The sequence below is a fragment of the Nostoc sp. genome (genome assembly GCF_036919895.1).
GTDB lineage: Bacteria > Cyanobacteriota > Cyanobacteriia > Cyanobacteriales > Nostocaceae > Nostoc.
The window spans coordinates 1-18,353 of sequence record NZ_JBALBW010000075.1 but is presented as its reverse complement, the minus strand read 5'-3'; the positions used below and the strand labels follow the sequence as shown (position 1 = coordinate 18,353).

Sequence of the window (18,353 nt, the reverse complement as noted above, 5' to 3'; positions counted from 1 at the left end):
ATTACAGAGAATGAGTTATGTCTTAGGAATAGATGGCGGCGGTAGTAAGACTGTTTGCATCTTAATGGATGATTTGCATCAAGTGCTAGGTCGTGGTGAAGCTGGTTCATCTAATTATCAAGGTATAGGTATCGAAGCAACTTTACAATCTATTCAATCAGCAATTCAGAATGCATCTGAGGCAGCAATAATTACAAGCCCCGTGAAAATTGACGCTATATGTTTGGGTTTAGCAGGTGTAGGACGTGCAGTAGATATCGAAGTAGTAAAAGGTTTAGTTGAAGAGTTGCAGAGTAACAAATCTCTTCTGATTACCTGGGCATTGCAATTAGAGAATATTGTAATTTGTAACGATGCTTTAATTGCTTTAGTTGGTGGAATTGGTCAGCCTGTAGGAATTGTGGTTGCAGTAGGCACTGGCTCTATAGTTTTCGGGCGGAATCATCAAGGAGATACTAAGCGAGTCGGCGGCTGGGGGTATATTTTAGGAGATGAAGGTAGCGCCTATAAAATTGCGATCGCAGCCATGAACGCAGCATTAAAATCTTATGATGGACGGGAAATATCAACGAGTTTAGTAGAGGCTTTTAAAGAGCATCTTGGTTTGGAAAATATAGAAGATTTAATAGAAGTAATATATCGGCGAGGATGGGGAGTTAAAAAAATCGCTGCTTTAGCACCAATTGTAGATTTTGCAGCAGCATCAGGTGATATAGTAGCGAATATCATAATTGATGATGCTGTCAAAGAGTTAGTAAAAGCTACATCTACAGTAATTGATGCAATTTTTAGTGTTGACTCAGCTTTAGAGGTAGTCACAACCGGAAGTGTGTGGCGCGGTAGATGCAAAATCCATGAAAGATTTGCAGCATCTCTTGTTAAGAAGTTTCCTAATGTAAGCGTGATTTTTCCGAGGCATGAACCTGCTTATGGTGCTGGTTTGTTAGCGTTGCAGACAACTCAAAATTGACGCGAAGAAAGCAATAATATAAGTTTTCAATCTACGAATATGCGCCCCAAGAAAGTTACTATTTCAAACCAAGCTGCGGTGCTAGCAGTAGAATCATAACGATAACCGTCGTCGCGCATGAATGTATGTTCTGCTTCATACAAGAAAACTTGGTGAGGTATGTTAGCATTCTCAATTGCTTTTATTATCGTTTGGCGATCGCTATCTGGTATATGAGGGTCAAGAGTACCGAACACCATTAGCATCTCGCCTTGAATTTCACTTACCCTGTGGATTGTATCGGCTACCTCCTTACCCAGTTTGCCACTGGGAATCCCAGTCGGGTAACAGCAGACACAAGCCCGAACTTCGCTTTGAAATGCGGCGCGGAAAGCTAAATGTCCACCAATACAAAAGCCGAGAGTGCCTATTTGATTTGGAGAAACCGCACTCTCTGTTTTCATAAATTCAATCACAGCAAGGCAATCGGCATCATAATCAGCTACGGAGGTTCGACGAGCATCGTCATTACCCCGCATCCTTCCCAGATCGTCTGGCTCAATTACTAAACCAACTGGCTCTATTCGGTGAAAAATTTCTGGTGCTGCTACTACATAGCCGTATCCTGCTAAGTAGTTAGCTAGACGAATCATTGCATCACCTAACTGATAAATATCACTGTAGAAGACAATACCAGGGTATTTTCCTGCTGCTTTGGGAGCCGCAACATAAACACGCATTAAGCTGCCATCTACTCTTAACTCAACATTGCGCTTAGTGATTTGCACTTTTTTGTCTCCGTGTTCCGCTTGCTGTCATTAAAAAATACTCGAAGTTTTTCCAGCATCAGGATATCCTCAATTCACAATTTGATCGTTGCACATCTACCTTTTTGGGTCATTTTCTTTTTTTAGTAGTCCTTAATGCGATAATTTCTTCAAAGCAGAAGCAGTCTACGAGATTAGTTAGTGCCTTGATAAGGCGATCGTGCTGCTCAGGAATTTGCTTAATCAGCATCAGAACTTCCTTAGCATTTATTCTGAGCGCTGCCTGATGCAGTTGCTCGATCCAGTCGCTGGGCATGACGCTTAAATCTGCAACTGTTAATAAATCGGGTGTGAAGGATGAAGTCTTAGAAGGCCAAGATGCTTTTTCTTGATTTTCTAGTTCATCAGCATAAACATAGCGAACACCCAAATATTCAGCCATCTTTTCAAAAATTACAGTCGTCCGAAATGGCTTTCGCACAAAGTCATCAAAGCCTACAGACAGTGCTGTTAAGCGGTCTTCCTCAAATGCACTTCCGGTCAAGGCGACAATCACCGGGGCTTGAGCGATCGCTGTTTTAATATGTTTGGTTGCCTCAAATCCGTTCATAATTGGCATCCGCAGATCCATCCAAATGAGGTTAGGCGACCAACTTTGCCAAAGGTTGATGGCAGCTTGACCATTTACTGCTTCCCGCACCTCAAAGCCAATGGGGGTCAACAACTCAACCAATAGCTGGCGATTTTCTAGTTTATCCTCAACAATCAGAATGCGATAGCTGGGTTGCCCCTTTTCTAAACCGATAACTTGCCGATTTGGTGCAGGTGTTGGCAAGGTATCCATAATTACTGCCCGAGTTCGGATCTCGAAGAGAAAAATTGAACCTTTTCCTAGCGTGCTATTCACTCTGATATCTCCCCCCATCAGCCGCACAAATCGCTGGCTGATGGGTAATCCCAGTCCAGTCCCTTCCTGAGCTTTTTGTCCCGCCTCTGTTTGGACAAATGGCTCAAATAGGCGATTAAAGTCAGAGTTAGCAATGCCGCAACCCGTATCTTCGACGCTGAAGTTCAGGGTGATGGGTTCATTCGGTGTGATGTTTTGGTTAAGAGTTTCTACCCGCAAAGTTACTTGACCAATCTTGGTAAACTTTATGGCGTTTCCTAATAGATTAACCAAAACTTGGCGCAATTTACTTTCGTCAGCACAGATGTATTGGGGAATCGCTGGCGATCGCTCCAAAATGAGTTGTAACCCTCTCGATCGCGCTTTCAATGCAAACATTTGTTGCAGTCGATCCAAAAGCCCGTAGAGGTCAAAATTTGTTTCGCTGAGAATAACTCGACCTGCTTCAATTTTGGACATTTCCAACACATCATTGATTAAGGTCAGTAGGTCTTCGCCACTGCGGTTGATTGTGTCAAGATATTCTTGCTGCTGTGAGTCGAGCGATCGATTTCGCAGCAGCAGTTGGGTAAAGCCAAGGATGATGTTAAGAGGAGTTCGCAGTTCGTGGCTCATGTTGGAGAGAAACTGGCTTTTGGCAAGGTTGGCAGCATCTGCGGTTTCTTTGGCTTGCTTGAGGGCGGCTTCGGTTTTTTTCAGCTTGGTGATATCCCGAGCAACCCAAAGTACTGTATTGTCAGACAATGGCGAAACACTAGCTAAAAACCAAGTTTCTCGATTCTTATTCAACAAGTGGTATTCAACAAAAACATTCTTGCGACTGCCATCAGCGTTTCTGGGTTCTTCTTTCAGATGCAGTGCTTGCTGAATGGCATCGAGTATTAAATTGGCGATTTCTTTTGGTAAAACTTCATCAACTTTTTTGCCAATGCGATCTATATCAGGTTTATAAGCGAAGGATTGGGTTAGCACATACTTCGTTTGCACATATTTTTGATAACGACCCTCTGCATCAAAAACCACTACCATATCAGTCATGGCGGCGAACATTAACCGGAGTTCTGCTTCGGATGTTTTGAGTGCTGCTTCTACTTTTTGGCGACCCCTTTGGGCGGCTTCGCTAACGCGAATTTCCCGTTGAAGTTGGGTATTTTTCTCTCCAAGTTCTGTGGTGCGTTGCGTGACTCGGCTTTCTAATTCCTCGTTGGTTCGGGCTAAGGCTAAAAAGGATTCACGTAACTGGTGAGCCATAAGGTTAAAAGACTCCGCCAAAGAGTTTAGCTCGGTTGTACTGTTCACAGAAACCTTCTGGTCTAAGTTTCCTCCGGCGATCGCTTTGGCTGTACTTCCTAGTTGGAGAATTGGCTGTGTAATCCAGTGGGCGGTAAGAATGCCCAATCCGGTTGCAAGTGCAAAGGCAACTAGGCAAAGCAAAATTGTGGAACGAGTATTGGCATTGATTTGATCCATGAAATCCGTTTCTGGAACAACCACAACGATTAGCCAGTCCAATCCCTGCTCATTCTTCATTGGGACAATCTGTAAAAATTGCCGTTTACCCTCAATGTCAAAATCTAGTTGTTGTTTTTCACTAATCTGGGTTAAGTCTCTAAAGTGTTGCTGCAAATATTCAGCAGTGTGTCGCGTCAAAGGATCGTTACTTGCGATCGCTTGAACTCGAACCGGATTCTGCGCTGCAATTGGGGCTGTGGGATTTTCAATTATGTAGGGTTGTTGAGTGGCAGAACTGCCAACCAGCAATCCTGTACGACGTTCTAGGATGAAAGTTTCGCCTGTGCGCCCGATTTTTAGACTCCGCAGATATTGACTAATCCCAGTCAGTGAAAAATCGACAGCAGTAACGCCTAGCAAGTTGTCGCCTCGATCGTAAATGGGTAAGCTGGCATTTAGTACATATTTGGGCGTGGCAAACAGTCTATAAATTCCACCCCAATTAGCCTTCTTAGACTTAACTGCTGATTCATACCAGGGACGAGTTCGCGGATCGTAATTAGGCTTGGATCTTAAAAGTTTAGTGTAATGTCCCGGTCGATCTGCGGCATAAATCCGAATTTCATTCTCAGTGGACTTGCCTGAAAGTTTCACCTGAAACTGTCCATCATCCGCCCTTTGAACTGCAACGTGTTGTCCATATTCTGACGCAAGGTAAACTGCTGTCACCGTGTCAAAAGTCTTCAATTGATACCAAAGGTGTTGCTCTAATGTTGATAAATTTTGGATATTAACTTCACCCAGTTGAATGGCATTAGCATTTAGTTGATTGATTTTATGAGGCGTTTCAACATATATTTGTAAGTACTGCTGGATTCGAGCCGTGATTTCATTTCGGAGTTGAATTGCAACTTCATTGACTGCCCGTTGCCCATTGTGTATGGATAGCCACCCGGTTAGCCCTACGGCTAAAGAAATTTGCAGTACAAACGGCACTACAAGAATGTGGCGCAACTGCACATTTTTAGTCAGCTTTGAAACTTGAAGGGTGAGAGGATGCATATCCAAACTCCTGAAATTAAATAGCAATGTTGGGGTATAGCGGTTCTCAGTTGAGTGAGGTACAAGAACCCCACCCCCAACCCCCTCCCCGCAAGCGAGGAGGGGACTATGATGCACCTTGTATGATTGGTAAACGCTATACGAATATTTACACAGCAGCTTCTTAATTTTGGTGAATTTTATTTGAATAATTATAGAAGATTAACTGTCTCAGATGATATTACCCAAGAGGGTAATATTGACAAAGAATACACAACTTAATTATGTGAGAGTTGGAATTTATCACTCTCTTAACAAGTTCAGAATCTTCTAAGTCTTTTTACTTGAGGATACACTAGGCGTAGCTGAGTTGTACGGAGCTAATTTTGGACAATCAAGCTAAAAAACAGATAAAAAGAAGGTTGTAACTTGATTTGAAATTGGGAGAAAATTATTTAAAGAAATTAAAATAAAAAAGTTTTACGTACTCAATTTATTTTTAATTACTGCCAACAAAAATAACTTAAGTAGGTAGACGGATCTAAAGCAGACTATATAAATAAATGTAAATCTAGCAGGGTTTTTGAAACAACAAATATCATCAATAGATTTGTTACATGGATGGAATTTAGCATCACTTCTAATCCATAATTTATTTACATTACGTTACCAGTAGCTTGATAATTAACGACTCTCTTAGCCCTTCGAGAAGTATGGAATTAAGCCAATCAGCCAAGGGAGATATTCTCATAGTTGATGACACTCTAGATAATCTTCGCCTCCTATCAGCAATGCTTACCGAGCAAGGATACGAAGTGAGGAGTGTTACCAATGGTTCTATGGCGTTGATTGGCATACAAGCTCAACCTCCAGATTTGATTTTGCTGGATATTACGATGCCCGGAATGAACGGCTATGAAGTGTGTCAGCACCTCAAATCGAATCCTCAAACACAAGAGATTCCTGTCATTTTTATTAGTGCTTTAAATGAGGTATTTGATAAAGTTAAAGCCTTTTCGGTTGGAGGCGTTGATTTTATTAACAAACCTTTTCAGATTGAAGAGGTAGTTGCGCGAATGGAGCATCAACTGAAACTTTGCCGCTTACAACTGCAACTCCAGGAGCAAAATCGCCGCTTGCAGGAGACAGAAGCAGAACTGAGGCGATCGCTAAATCATCAGAGGGCGCTGAATCAACGCATTGAGGAAATGGTAGCGCTAGAAGAACGAAATCGGATTGCGCGTGATATTCACGACTCTTTAGGGCATTCCCTTGTAGCGCTAAATGTGCAAATGGAAACAGCACTAACCCTTTGGGAAAACGATCCCAATCGGGCGCGATCGTTTTTATTAGAAGCGAAAAAGTTGGGTTCTGAAGCTCTGCAAGAGGTGCGGGAATCAGTTTCGGCAATTCGCTCCGATCCACTCCACGGACAATTGCTCGAAAATGCGATCGCTAACCTTGCAGAAGAATTCTATCACCTCACTGATGTCTTACCATACTGCAAAATTGATTTATCACAACCCCTTTCCGATTCAGTAAATCATGTTGTGTATCGCATTATCCAGGAAGGGCTAACCAATATTTATAAACACGCTAATGCTACAGCTGTGCAAATCAAAATTCAAACAACAGCGGCGGGGCTATCGTTGATCCTCCAAGATAACGGCAAAGGCTTTCAATGCGATCGCGCCGTGGCAGGTTACGGACTCCAGGGAATGCGAGAACGAACGGTTACAGTCAACGCCCAGCTAGAAGTTGTCAGTAAACCGGGTGCTGGTTGTCGAATTGTTGCTAACTTTCCCAGAGATGAGGCAGGGGGCAGGGGGCAGGGAGCAGGGGAGCAGAATTAATAACCAGTCCAATGCCCAATGCCCCATTGTTAAATGTTGTAACTTTTCTACAAGGGTTTCAGGTAATGCTTCATTAATTTTTGGAGATATCTATTGATCGTTCATCAAAACCAGAAAGAGATAATTACCATGAAAAATGATAAATCCTCTCCTATTCGCCTGTTAATCGTTGACGATCAGAGCCTCATTCGTCAGGGACTGAAAGCAATGCTAGAACAGGAACCTGATTTGGAAGTGGTCGGTGATGCTGAGAATGGTAAAGTTGCTCTAGAGCTTGTTGCAGAACTTCAGCCCGATGTGGTGCTAATGGATATTCGGATGCCGGAAATGGATGGGCGAACTGCAACAAAATTGATTATGCAAAACTTTCCTAATATTAAAGTTCTCGTCTTGAGTACATTTGATGATGATTCTTATCTAACAGGGGCAATGCGTGCAGGTGCAAAAGGATATTTGCTTAAAGATATGCCTTCAAGTGAGCTAGCAGATGCAATTCGCTTTGGTCATTCTGGTTATACTCAATTTGGGCCGGGGTTATTTGATAAATTATTAGTTACACAAGCAGGTTCAGCTAGTCAAAATTCTGGCTCATCAAAGCCATCAGAAATTACCGCACGAGAACAAGAGGTTTTATGTTTGATAGGTGTTGGCGCAACGAACCGCGAAATTGCCCAACAACTTTTTATCACAGAAGGAACGGTAAAAACTCATGTGACGAGTATTTTAAGCCGTCTCAATCTCAAAAACCGATCGCAACTGGCAATCTATGCAAATTCTGTTCTCAATCAAGAAAGGAAACTAGCCGGGAAACTACCAGAATAAATCCTTACGACTTTCCCTCCCCCTGCTCCCTGCTCCCCTGCCCCCTGCCCCCTGCTCACCTGCCCCCTGCCCTTAAAGCTTCTGTCGCGCCATCAGTTGGGCAAACAGTCCTGGTTGATTGGCGAGTTGATTAAAACTGCCTTCTTGGACTACGCGACCATTATTGAACACATAGATGCGATCGGCATTACGAATGGTACTCAGACGGTGAGCGATCGCAATTCGTGTCACCTTCAAACGCTCTAAACTTTGACTGACAATCGCTTGGGTGCGATTATCTAAGGCACTGGTAGCTTCATCAAATAACAATATTTTAGGTTTTAATACTAGCGATCGGGCAATCAATAATCGCTGCCGTTGTCCTCCAGAAATATTAGTTCCTCCTTCACTGATTACCGTGTGCATTCCCATTGGCATCGATTCGACATCTTCAGCAAAACCAGCCATGCGCGCGGCTTCCCACGCTTCATCCATCGATATCGTTGCACCACTAGCGATATTTTCAAAGATGGATGCAGATGTCAATCGGCTATTTTGCATTACAACTCCTAGTTGCCGACGCACTGCATGAATATCCAACCCTGTTACGTCTTGTCCGTCGTAATAAATTGTGCCAGATTCCGGGACATCAAACCCCAGTAATAACCGGAACAGCGTTGATTTTCCACTGCCGGAAGCTCCAACAAAAGCGATAAACTCGCCAGGTTCCGCATGGATGCTAACATCATCCAATGTCAAAGGCCCATCATCTCGATACCGGAAAATTACATGATCCACAGCCAATTTACCAGAAAGCCGTCCTGGATCGGTTTTTTCAGAATCAACTTCCGGTTTTGATTCCAGAATCGGCTGCGCTCGTTCCCACAAAGGCACTACTTGCAAAACATCTATAATCGTGCTGCTGAGACTGGTAGCTCCACCGATAAATGTGCCAAATGCAGCATTAAATGCTAAAAATATACCTGTAGATAAACCACCTTCTGGGGAATTGGCTTGCTGAAGTAAACTGCTGGCGAACCAGAAAAGGATTGCTGTAGTCAATACAGGCAAGATTTTATTAATTACAGCCAGAGCATCTTCAATGCCTTGGGTACTCAGCATCCATTTGATTTGCTGACTATACTGTTTTCCCCAAAAAGCAAAGGCGCGGGCTTCTGCGCCTGCAACTCGCAATTTGCTAACGCCGTTAATTAACTGCACCATCACCCCTGAGAGTTGTCCTTGTAACTCTAGTAAGGGACGAACCTTCCGCAGAGTGTAAATTCCTGAAACCAGAGTAATTGTAATGTTGACAAAAGCAACAAGAGTGGCAATTAATGCTAGCGAACCGTTGTAGTAAAAAAGCAGTCCTAAATTCAGAAACGCGAACAAACTGGTGAAAATACTTCTGAGAACAGTGCTACTGAGCTTTTGGCGGATTTGGCTAATGGCGCTTACCCGTGAATTTAAGTCTCCAGTTGAGTATTGACGGAAGAATGATGCTTTTAGATTCAATAATCGATCCCAGACTGCTGCTTGGGTGGAAGCATCAGCAAAGGTTTCCACGCGCATTATTGCAAAGCCCTGGGCAAGTTGAAACAAGGTGCTACCAAATGCAGTTGCTAGCAGCGCTAAGGCAATTTGCACTAATAAACCGCGATTAGCATCAGGAATCGCACTGTCAATCAAGATGGCCATAGCTTGGGGGACGATCATTCCTAATAAACTTGTCGCCATACCCGCAGCTAAGACAATCAACAATTCCTTGTAGTGTCCTTGGAGAGCAAATTTCAGTAAATCGATGGTGGTGAGGACTTTATCAGGTAATGGGCGATAGAAGGTATAGCCAGTGAGCGCTAGTTTAATCGCACTTTTAGCATTAACCGGAGTGCGCGATCGCGCAATTGGATCAAAAATTTCATAACGTGTATCAGATACAGGCAACAGCGCCACAGGACGGTTATCTTCCATCGTGTAAGCCAGCATCGCGCCGCAATCCTTCTTCCACCATTGACCCTGTAAAGTGATGGTTCGGGTTCGTAAACGAGAAGCACGAGCGATCGCTTGTAGCGGATCTTGAACTCGTTTCAGGTCTTCAGACTTTGCCGGTGGTCGAATCGTCACCCCCAAAGTCCGCCCAACAGCACCCGCAGCGATCAGCAAGGCTTGGTCAAAATCATTGGCTTCAATTTGAGCAGAAACGGTAATTTGCGGAGATTGCAGCAACGAGGACAACTCGCCCAGCGTCTCCTTCATCACGCGATCGTTAAGGTGTTGTCGTTCTTGAAATCGGTTTAATTCTATCGCTTTTTCGTCCTGTTCCAGAAGAAAAAGGCTCTGAAGAAAGTAGACTTGAATTTGGAAAATCCCCCTGAACAGAGTATTAGCATCCTCAATCTCAGACGTAGTTAGGATTTCTAGCTCAGTTGTATCTTCAGCTTGAAACCACATATCTGCGCTCAACGGCAACAATCCTGATTGAGGCATGACTAACAATTTCTCAAACCCCATCCAAATCGCGTACCCCCTCTGAATTTGCACCCAGGATACCAGTTCTCGCTGTGGTTGGAAAATCTGACCACTGCTGAGTGAGAAGTAGCGAATCCCTTCTTCTTGAAACGGCAGTCCAGGTGGAGTAATAGAAGACAGCGCCAATCCTAGTTGCTCAATCCACCCCTCGATTAAGGTTACTGCTTCGCCATTGCGATCGCTAATAAATTCCCGAAAATCTTTCCTTGAAACTTTCATAAGTTCCGTTTCTTCAATCGACACCGCCAGCAGTTGATACGGTATCGGCTGAGAATCACTAATGATGCCAAACATTGCCTGTCTAGTTTGGGTAGTAAATAAATAGCGGCGACTTCCCTCAGCAATTCCCTCTTTCACCGGAATCGCAAACACCGCTAATGACCCCGATTTTACGATCCAAATCGTCTTCGGGTCATTGAGAATAATTGGCTCATTGCCTTTAAACTGATAATACTCTCCCGGCAGGGTCGCGCTGCGAATTTGATCTAACATATATATTCCTGCTCCCTAAAATTAATATAAAAAATGTTTATTTCTTGCTTCATCCAAGATGTATGAAAGATTTCACACAGAGATTAAAGATTGAGTTATCGCACTTTTTTATTTCGCCTTACAACCCATAAACCTAAATGAAATCTGTTTTTTAATTACGAATTACGAATTACGAATTAGTCTCACTCCTCCTGAACCGCTTCCCCTTCACTGCGAATCAATTGCAAATACTTACCTTCAACCCTCTGCAATTCCTCATGGCTGCCCCGTTGCATCACCTTGCCGCGATCGAAAACAATAATTTCGTCACAATCCCGAATTGTGCTTAACCGATGCGCCACAATTACACAAGTACAGCCACGCTCCCGAAGTCTCTGATCGATCATCTTTTCTGCCTCGGAATCGAGCGCACTCGTCGCTTCATCCATCACCAAAATTGCCGGATTATTCACTAAAGTGCGGGCAATTTCTAATCGTTGTCGCTGCCCACCGCTCAAATTAGATGCCCCTTCTGCAAGGTCAGCATTGTAACCTCCAGGCATGGAAAGCACTACATCCTGAATTGCGGCATCTTTGCAGGCACGAACCAAGTTACTAAAAGGAACAGTCGAATCCCAAAGGGTGAGATTGTCGCGGACACTGCCTGCAAATAGCGAGATATCTTGCTCAACAAGAGCAATTGAATTAGTGAGAATCGATCGCGGAATATGTTTTCTGGGTTTACCATCAAATAAAATCTCTCCCGCCCACTGTTCGTATAATCCACACACAAGCTTGGCAACGGTTGACTTACCCGAACCACTGCCACCCACTAAAGCAACTCGTTGACCGGGTTTCAGTGAAAGACTAAAATTTTCGATTAAGGGAGGTGCAGAGCGGTTATAGCCAAAGGTGATATTACGGAGTTCAACATAACCCTGAAGCCGAACGTTTGCGGCAGGTAGTTGAGTTGGCGATATACTAATGTCTCGCTCTACAGCAGGGTCGATCGGATTGCGTAACACATCATCTAACCGACCCAAATTGCCTTCCATTTCCTGGAGTTCACCGGCTAAACTTACCAGATTATTTACAGGTTCTAGAAATCTTTGCATCAAGGCTTGAAAGGCAATGAGCATCCCAATACTGAGTACGCCATCCATTACCCGTAGCCCTCCCACCGCTAGCAAAAGCATGGATGTAATCGAGGTGAGAAATGACGGCAACACACCCAGATTTTGATTAGTTGTATCCATTTCTTGCCGAGCATTAATTGCCTTAGCGTAATAACCTGCCCAGCGCGAAAAGAATTCTGACTCTAGCCCAGATGCTTTAAGCGTTTCCATACTTTGCAGTCCAGAAATCGCTACCCCACTGACTTTGCCTTGTTCTTGCATTAATCGCAAGTTGGCATCGACGCGCTGCCGTGAAACCCATCGCCACACGCTGACATTCACGATTACAAAAGCAATGCCGATCGCAGTGAGAACGACATCATATTGCAACATGACTGCGGCATAAAAGATAACGGTGAAGGCTGAGATTACTGTCGTCGCTAATCTTCCTGAAAGCAGATTTGCCAAATTATCGTTGAGACGGACACGGCTGCTAATTTCTCCGGCAAATCGCTGATCGTAAAAACTCACTGGTAGCCGCAAAATATGCCACAAAAATCGGCTAGACATCCCCACAGCTAGCTTAATTTTCATGCGTCGCAGAAATTGCAACTGAAGCAATGTTAAAAAACCATTTAATATGGCTGTGAGGATCATCCCTAAAATTAATGGTCGCAACCAATCACTTCTGCCTTCAATCAAGACGTTATCGACAAAGGCTTGGGAGAACGCAGGGATGGCTAATCCGGGAATCACTAACAGCAATCCGGCGATGACACAATAAACCAATGCTCCCAGAGAACTCTGCAATCGATCCCATAAGGATAATGTCAGGCTCGGTTTCCGTCCTCCTGGCTGGAATTCTGCACTCGGTTCACCAATTAGTACTACCCCGGTAAAAGACTGATCGAATTCTGGGAGCGAAACTGTGCGCGGCCCAGTGGCAGGATCGTTAAGATAAACTTTGTCTTTGGCAAATCCTTCGACGATTAGAAAATGGTTGAAATTCCAAAAGACAATATAAGGACATTGCAGTTTGCGTAACCCACCTAAATCGACCTTAAAGCCTTTCGCCTGTAATCCGTAGCTACGAGCCGCATTGAGAATATTAGATGCTTTGCTGCCATCCCGTGAAACACCGCAAGCTTGACGGAGTTCTGCAAGGGGGACAATGCGATCGTAATACCCTAAAATAATCCCCAGTGCGGCTGCACCACATTCCACTGCTTCCATTTGTAAGAGGGTGGGAGTCCGACGGCGGCGATCGGGACGGCTGATGAGTCGTTGTATTTTTTTAAATCGCAGCCCAATTTGTGATTGAATTTGCCGCATAATCAATACATTCCACTCCACGATCGTAGAATCGGAAATACAAAGGAAATCGGGGATTGTTCATCTATCTTCACGCGCACTGAGGTGGTGGTTCCAGATGTAATTTGGCTATCTGGCCCTTTAGATGACGACCATCGGAAATGGGTTTTAGTCGAGGGATCTGGCTGAAGTTCCGCGAAAACTTGAATTTGTGCCCCTTCTGTGGTTAACCCTTGCAAAACTTCCAAACCGCCAACAACGCTTGATGCACTCTCCTTACTAACCGGAAACGCAGAAATACTTGTGACTTTCCCGATAATGCCACCAAAGCGTTCTCGTTTAACGGTAGAAGGAGTGACTTGCAACTCCATCCCTTTTTGAATCTTTTTGCCTTCGCTGACTGGGAAGAATGCCACCCCAACTAACTTATTCCCGGAGTCTCTAGCTTCGATTGTGCCAATGCGAGAGCCTTTTTCGAGGGTTTGTCCGGGAACAGCAGAAAGTTCTAGAATTCGTCCATTGAAATTGCTAGTAACCTGGCTGTTTGCTTTGATTTCTAATTTTAATTCTGCGATCGCTCGCTGGGTGTCTTGAATTTCTTTTTTCCGATTAGTAGAAATAGTTAAATCTTGTTCTGCTTGCCCAGCAAATTTACTATCTATTACTGCTAACTGAGCTTGTAATTCTTTAGTTGAATTGATATTTGCTAAAAATTCTCGTTCTGCATCAGCTTCTTTAACATTAAGTTGTTTCAACTGCGATTGGATTTCATTGATTTTGGTTTTACTATTGAGAAATTCTTGTTGCGCCTGAAGAACGGTATCACTCGAAACTGCTCCTTCTTCGCGTAACTTTTGGCGAATGTCAAATCGTTCTTTGAATGTGGGCATCAAATCTCGCGTTGTCTGCAACTGTTCTTGTAAGTTCTGACGCTCTTGCTGAATCGACTCCAGACCTTTACTTCTGAGAATTGGCGTTAGGGATTGGGTTGTTTTTAAAGTTTGCAGGAGCGCTTGACGTTGTTGCGCGATCGCACCCTTATCTAAAACCGTTCGCTGAAGTTGAAGTGTATTTGCATTTTGGTCTTGTTCCTGAAGTTGAGCAAGCTTGACTCGTGCAAGTTTCAACTTATCTTGAAGTTCAGTTTGGTCAATTGTCGCTAGTACCTGTCCTTTCTTCACCTCATCGCCTGTACGAACAAAAAGCATGAGAATCTGCCCGGAACTAGGAGACTGGAATCCAACGACTTTGCTAGGAAAAACCACTACGCCTTGTCCAGCGACGGTAATGGGAATGCGACCAAAAACACTCCAAACAAGTCCAACGGCAATTAGAGATCCCATCGCAGTTAACGGAATCCACTTCTTTGGTTGAACCACCTGCATGAGTTGATCGAGCCGCTCCGGGGAGGATAAACGATCGAGTGCTTCTTTGCGGAATAGATTGCTTTTGTTGGTCGTTACCATACTGACTCCATTCAAGTTGTAGAAATTTGTATATTAGGGAATTGGGCATTGGGCATTGGGAATTGGATACTTTAAAATTAAAAGCTAAAGACAACAGAGATAGAGATTAGAGATAAAGATAAAGATAAAGATAAAGATAAAGAGTAAATTTTTCTTAATACCCAATCCCCAATCCCCAGTCCCCAATCCCTAGTCACCAGTCCCCAGTCCCCAGTCACCAGTCCCCAGTCCCCAGTCACCAGTCCCCAGTCCCCAGTCCCCAATCCCTAGTCACCAGTCCCCAGTCCCCAGTCCCCAGTCCCCAGCCCCCAATCCCCAGTCCCCAATTCAATTGCCCCGAATCTGCTTCAGCATCCAGTCAAATCGAGTCCCCGCCAGTGTCACTTGAGCCAAAAAGCTAGAACTCAGTTCATCTTCATAAGTCAAGCGTTCATCTAAAGATTTACCTGAGCTATAAGTGATTCTGCCGTAACCCAAACTATTAATGATTCCTTGCTGTTTATCTGCTAACAAAATCGCTAAGACTCGATAAAATCGGGCAGCAAAAGCCACATCGTGTAACAATTTGGCAGAAAGTCGCCATCTGGGAATCGCTAACACAGTCGCATCCTCAACCGCCCGAATTGTCATCGCCGGAGGACTGGCTTCGACAAAGGGCGTTTCGCCAACTATGTCACCCCGTGATAATCTCGCAAACTCCCGTTCGATATGATCTGTCTGTTCTAAAGTTGAAAAGGCGCGGGTGAGAGGATTGCTAGTATCTTCAGCAATGGAAGCTACCATCTTGCCATCTAACAAAATATAGAGAGCGTCAACAGGTCTTCCGGCTTGAAACAACACCGTTCCCGCAGGAAGTCTTATGGCATTGCCTGCAACAATCATCCAACCAATATCGCTATCATTTAATTCTGCAAATGTGAATAAGATTTCTCGAATTTGGGGCTGAAAAAGCACGACTGTGCTTTGGCCAATTTGGCCGATCATCTGTTCTACTCGGTGAGCCAGTAAAACTGCGATCGCTCGATAAAAATGGGCTGCAAAGGTGACATCTTCTTGCAATTTTTGAATCAACTGCTGCTGAGGAATCATCAACACAAGAGACTTTCTCGCGGCTTTGACCGTAGTGGAAGACTGGTAGGAGGCTAAAAAAGGCATTTCTCCTACAACTTCACCATTTGCTAGCAGTGCAACTTCTCGTCCTGATAGTTCGCCACCTTCAAGAGCCGCAAACGCCCGACCAATAGGATTATCATCAGCCTGAGCGACAGTAACGCTTAATGCGCCATCAAGCAGAATGTAGAGGGCATCAACAGGTGTTCCTTGGCGGATGAGGATCGTACCAGCAGTAATTTCTTCTCTTTGACCCGTTGCCAAGATCCAGTCAATATCGCTATTTGTCAGTTCCTTAAGTAGAACTTCTGTCATAATTTAACTTCCTTGTGTTCTGCTAACGGGAGAGAAATGGGGAGCGGGAAATAATACCAATTCATCATTGAGAAATACAGATTAAATCTGGTTTGCAGATGATTGCATTTATCGTCTTATTTTGTAGAATTAGTATAATTACTGAACAATCTCCCCATCACCGATCAACCAGATGCACAGCAACTAGAAGCACGGATCGATGTCTGGTGTTTTGTGATTGAAATCAGGAAGCTTTACATCCTCAAGCTTTTTTGCGATCGCTTCAGATACATTGCTATATAGATTGTCGGTAGGATACTCATCTGGATAATACTCACCTACGGCAATACCACCCGAAATATTTGTCAATTCTTGAGCCGATAACTCTTGTGATTCATTTTGCTTTTTGTTTTCCATTGCCATTCTTTTTCCTTGTCATTTCATTTATTACTAAATTTGCCTAATTTTATGAAGGTGAAGTTATTAATCACACAAGAATAATTTCAGAAAGCAGTTGAGCAAAACTTGTCCAACTGCAATTGATTGATTTGAGAAACCCCGTTTACGTAGAACCTTCGAGCGCAGATATATCTCCAAACAACTCGCCAAGAACTTTTATATCCTCCGTTGTCGCGTCGGTGATGGTGAGTTGAAACACAGAAGAGTCTGTTGTCTCTGTATGAAAAGACGACCGTGTTGAGTGACACCCTCGCCTTCGTGATGTTTCTTGGGTAAATCCCATTGTCGATTTGTGAAATCGTGCAGCCGTAAACTGCAAATTGAAACCACCCGCTACATCATCTAACTCTTCATCAGATAGTTCAATCGCTTCATCTTTCGGAGTAATTTCGTCATCTGACATAGAAACTCCTTTACCTAACGTGTTAAAGTTAAATGAGGCGGAGGGAGTTAACCATGAGCCTAGTAGCAACTCGGTTAACAACCCCTCCTGCTCCTGAAATCCGTCAAACTGAGAAATTCAGATCAAGCTTCAGGGCTAGAAATACCCGCTTCCTTAAACTCTCTAAGATCCTGCTCAGAGAAAACGCTCACTTGAAAGGTAACACTTGTAATACCGCCTTCTTTAGGAATTTCCACAAAACCAAACTGATAATCTTCGGCATTTGCATTTTTTCCAAATACATCGCTAGTTGCGCCACCGGCAATATTATCAAGTTCTTGATTGGATAGTTCCAGCATTTCATTAGGCTGCACATTTTCTACAATCATTGTTATTCTCCTTGTGCTGTTAATTATGAGCCTAGAAACAAATTACTAGGAATGCCGCTAGGAAATTCTTCTCCAGTGAATTTGATTTCGCGTAAATCTTGTTGAGATATAGTCGTTTCCTGACTGTTGAAAGATGCAATACCGCCATCAGCACCGATAATTACTGCACTAGTTTGCTTATCTGAATAGTTGAAGTTGTGAGCATCAACAAAGCTAAAAGCACCACCAGCAATGTTATCTAATTCTTCAGCAGATAGTTCTACGGGCTTAATGTCGTCAGACATAATGTTTTCTCCTCAATTTGTGATGTGTGCTGTATCAAGCAGAATGCAATATTTGAGTTCTGCTCTGTGCAATTAGTTACTAACTTTCAAGAGTGGGAGGAAAGAAGCCAGTTGCTTTGATTTCGTGCAAACTTTGGTAAGATACAGTAGTTTGTTGAGCGGTGGAAGATCCAATCCCGCCATGAGGGCCAAGAACGGTTTCACCAGCTTGCTGATCCAATGCGTTGTAGTTGTCAGCATCGACAAAGCTAAAAGCACCACCAGCAACGTTGTCTAATTCTTCAGCAGATAATTCTACGGGCTTAATGTTGTCAGACATGATATTTTTTCCTTAATTTCTGATGTGTGTGTTGTATCAAGCAGAACGCAATATTTGAGTTTCTGGTCTGTTACTTACTCTAAAGAGTGGGAGGAAAGAAACCAGTTGCTTTAATTTCGTGCAAACTTTGGTAAGATACAGTGGTTTGTTGAGCGGTGGAAGATCCAATCCCGCCATGAGGACCAAGAACGGTTTCACCAGCTTGCTGATCCAATGCGTTGTAGTTGTCAGCATCGACAAAGCTAAAAGCACCACCAGCAACGTTGTCTAATTCTTCAGCAGATAATTCTACGGGTTTAATGTTGTCAGACATGATGTTTTTTCCTTAATTTTTGATGTGTGTTGTATCAAGCAGAACACAATATTTGAGTTCTGCTCTGTGCAATTAGTTACTAACTTTCAAGAGTGGGAGGAAAGAAGCCAGTTGCTTTGATTTCGTGCAAACTTTGGTAAG

16 protein-coding genes are annotated in these 18,353 nt (G+C 43.6%); 4 read left to right on the top strand and 12 right to left on the bottom strand.

What is annotated here, in order from left to right:
* Window positions 1-10: 10 nt before the first annotated feature.
* Complete coding sequence (locus tag V7K55_RS14805) at window positions 11-970, top strand: N-acetylglucosamine kinase (protein ID WP_334832519.1); 960 nt, start codon at window positions 11-13, stop codon at window positions 968-970.
* Between the two features lie 26 nt (window positions 971-996).
* On the opposite strand, the gene V7K55_RS14800 is transcribed toward V7K55_RS14805, so the two are convergent.
* Window positions 997-1,737: a dienelactone hydrolase family protein gene (locus V7K55_RS14800; protein ID WP_334832517.1), complete on the bottom strand. Its 741-nt coding sequence runs from the start codon at window positions 1,735-1,737 to the stop codon at window positions 997-999.
* A gap of 109 nt (window positions 1,738-1,846) precedes the next feature.
* On the bottom strand, window positions 1,847-5,137 hold the full coding sequence (locus tag V7K55_RS14795; protein WP_334832515.1) for an ATP-binding protein: 3,291 nt from the start codon (window positions 5,135-5,137) through the stop codon (window positions 1,847-1,849).
* 26 nt (window positions 5,138-5,163) lie between these two features.
* On the opposite strand from V7K55_RS14795, the gene V7K55_RS14790 reads away from it, so the two are divergent.
* The 3 genes from V7K55_RS14790 (at window position 5,164) to V7K55_RS14780 (ending at window position 7,791) form a co-directional block, all read left to right on the top strand.
* Window positions 5,164-5,304: a hypothetical protein gene (locus V7K55_RS14790; RefSeq protein ID WP_334832513.1), complete on the top strand. Its 141-nt coding sequence runs from the start codon at window positions 5,164-5,166 to the stop codon at window positions 5,302-5,304.
* A 525-nt stretch (window positions 5,305-5,829) separates the two neighbouring features.
* A complete protein-coding gene (locus V7K55_RS14785) occupies window positions 5,830-6,969 on the top strand; it encodes an ATP-binding response regulator (RefSeq protein ID WP_334832511.1) in 1,140 nt (379 codons plus the stop codon).
* A 129-nt stretch (window positions 6,970-7,098) separates the two neighbouring features.
* Window positions 7,099-7,791, top strand: a complete 693-nt coding sequence (locus V7K55_RS14780) for a response regulator transcription factor (protein WP_334832509.1) — start codon at window positions 7,099-7,101, stop codon at window positions 7,789-7,791.
* Window positions 7,792-7,863: 72 nt separating this feature from the next.
* Here V7K55_RS14780 and V7K55_RS14775 read toward each other — a convergent pair whose 3' ends face one another.
* The 10 genes from V7K55_RS14775 to V7K55_RS14730 form a co-directional block, all read right to left on the bottom strand.
* Window positions 7,864-10,791: an NHLP bacteriocin export ABC transporter permease/ATPase subunit gene (locus V7K55_RS14775; RefSeq protein WP_334832507.1), complete on the bottom strand. Its 2,928-nt coding sequence runs from the start codon at window positions 10,789-10,791 to the stop codon at window positions 7,864-7,866.
* A gap of 182 nt (window positions 10,792-10,973) precedes the next feature.
* Entirely contained in the window at window positions 10,974-13,217 is a 2,244-nt protein-coding gene (locus V7K55_RS14770; RefSeq protein WP_334832505.1) for an NHLP family bacteriocin export ABC transporter peptidase/permease/ATPase subunit, read from the bottom strand.
* Window positions 13,218-13,219: 2 nt separating this feature from the next.
* Window positions 13,220-14,662, bottom strand: coding sequence for an NHLP bacteriocin system secretion protein (locus V7K55_RS14765; RefSeq protein WP_334832503.1), 1,443 nt, complete (start codon window positions 14,660-14,662; stop codon window positions 13,220-13,222).
* Window positions 14,663-14,989: 327 nt separating this feature from the next.
* Entirely contained in the window at window positions 14,990-16,087 is a 1,098-nt protein-coding gene (locus tag V7K55_RS14760; RefSeq protein WP_334832501.1) for a cyclic nucleotide-binding domain-containing protein, read from the bottom strand.
* A 183-nt stretch (window positions 16,088-16,270) separates the two neighbouring features.
* Window positions 16,271-16,483 (bottom strand): hypothetical protein, encoded by a 213-nt coding sequence (locus V7K55_RS14755; RefSeq protein ID WP_334832499.1) that lies wholly within the window; start codon window positions 16,481-16,483, stop codon window positions 16,271-16,273.
* A 145-nt stretch (window positions 16,484-16,628) separates the two neighbouring features.
* Window positions 16,629-16,928, bottom strand: a complete 300-nt coding sequence (locus tag V7K55_RS14750; protein ID WP_334832497.1) for a CTB family bacteriocin — start codon at window positions 16,926-16,928, stop codon at window positions 16,629-16,631.
* Window positions 16,929-17,050: 122 nt separating this feature from the next.
* A complete protein-coding gene (locus V7K55_RS14745) occupies window positions 17,051-17,296 on the bottom strand; it encodes a bacteriocin (RefSeq protein WP_334832495.1) in 246 nt (81 codons plus the stop codon).
* Between the two features lie 23 nt (window positions 17,297-17,319).
* On the bottom strand, window positions 17,320-17,580 hold the full coding sequence (locus V7K55_RS14740; protein WP_334832493.1) for a CTB family bacteriocin: 261 nt from the start codon (window positions 17,578-17,580) through the stop codon (window positions 17,320-17,322).
* A gap of 79 nt (window positions 17,581-17,659) precedes the next feature.
* The gene (locus tag V7K55_RS14735) at window positions 17,660-17,899 is read right to left on the bottom strand and encodes a CTB family bacteriocin (RefSeq protein ID WP_334832492.1); all 240 of its coding nucleotides are present in this window, start codon (window positions 17,897-17,899) and stop codon (window positions 17,660-17,662) included.
* A gap of 79 nt (window positions 17,900-17,978) precedes the next feature.
* A complete protein-coding gene (locus tag V7K55_RS14730; protein ID WP_334832490.1) occupies window positions 17,979-18,212 on the bottom strand; it encodes a CTB family bacteriocin in 234 nt (77 codons plus the stop codon).
* Window positions 18,213-18,353 lie beyond the last annotated feature (141 nt).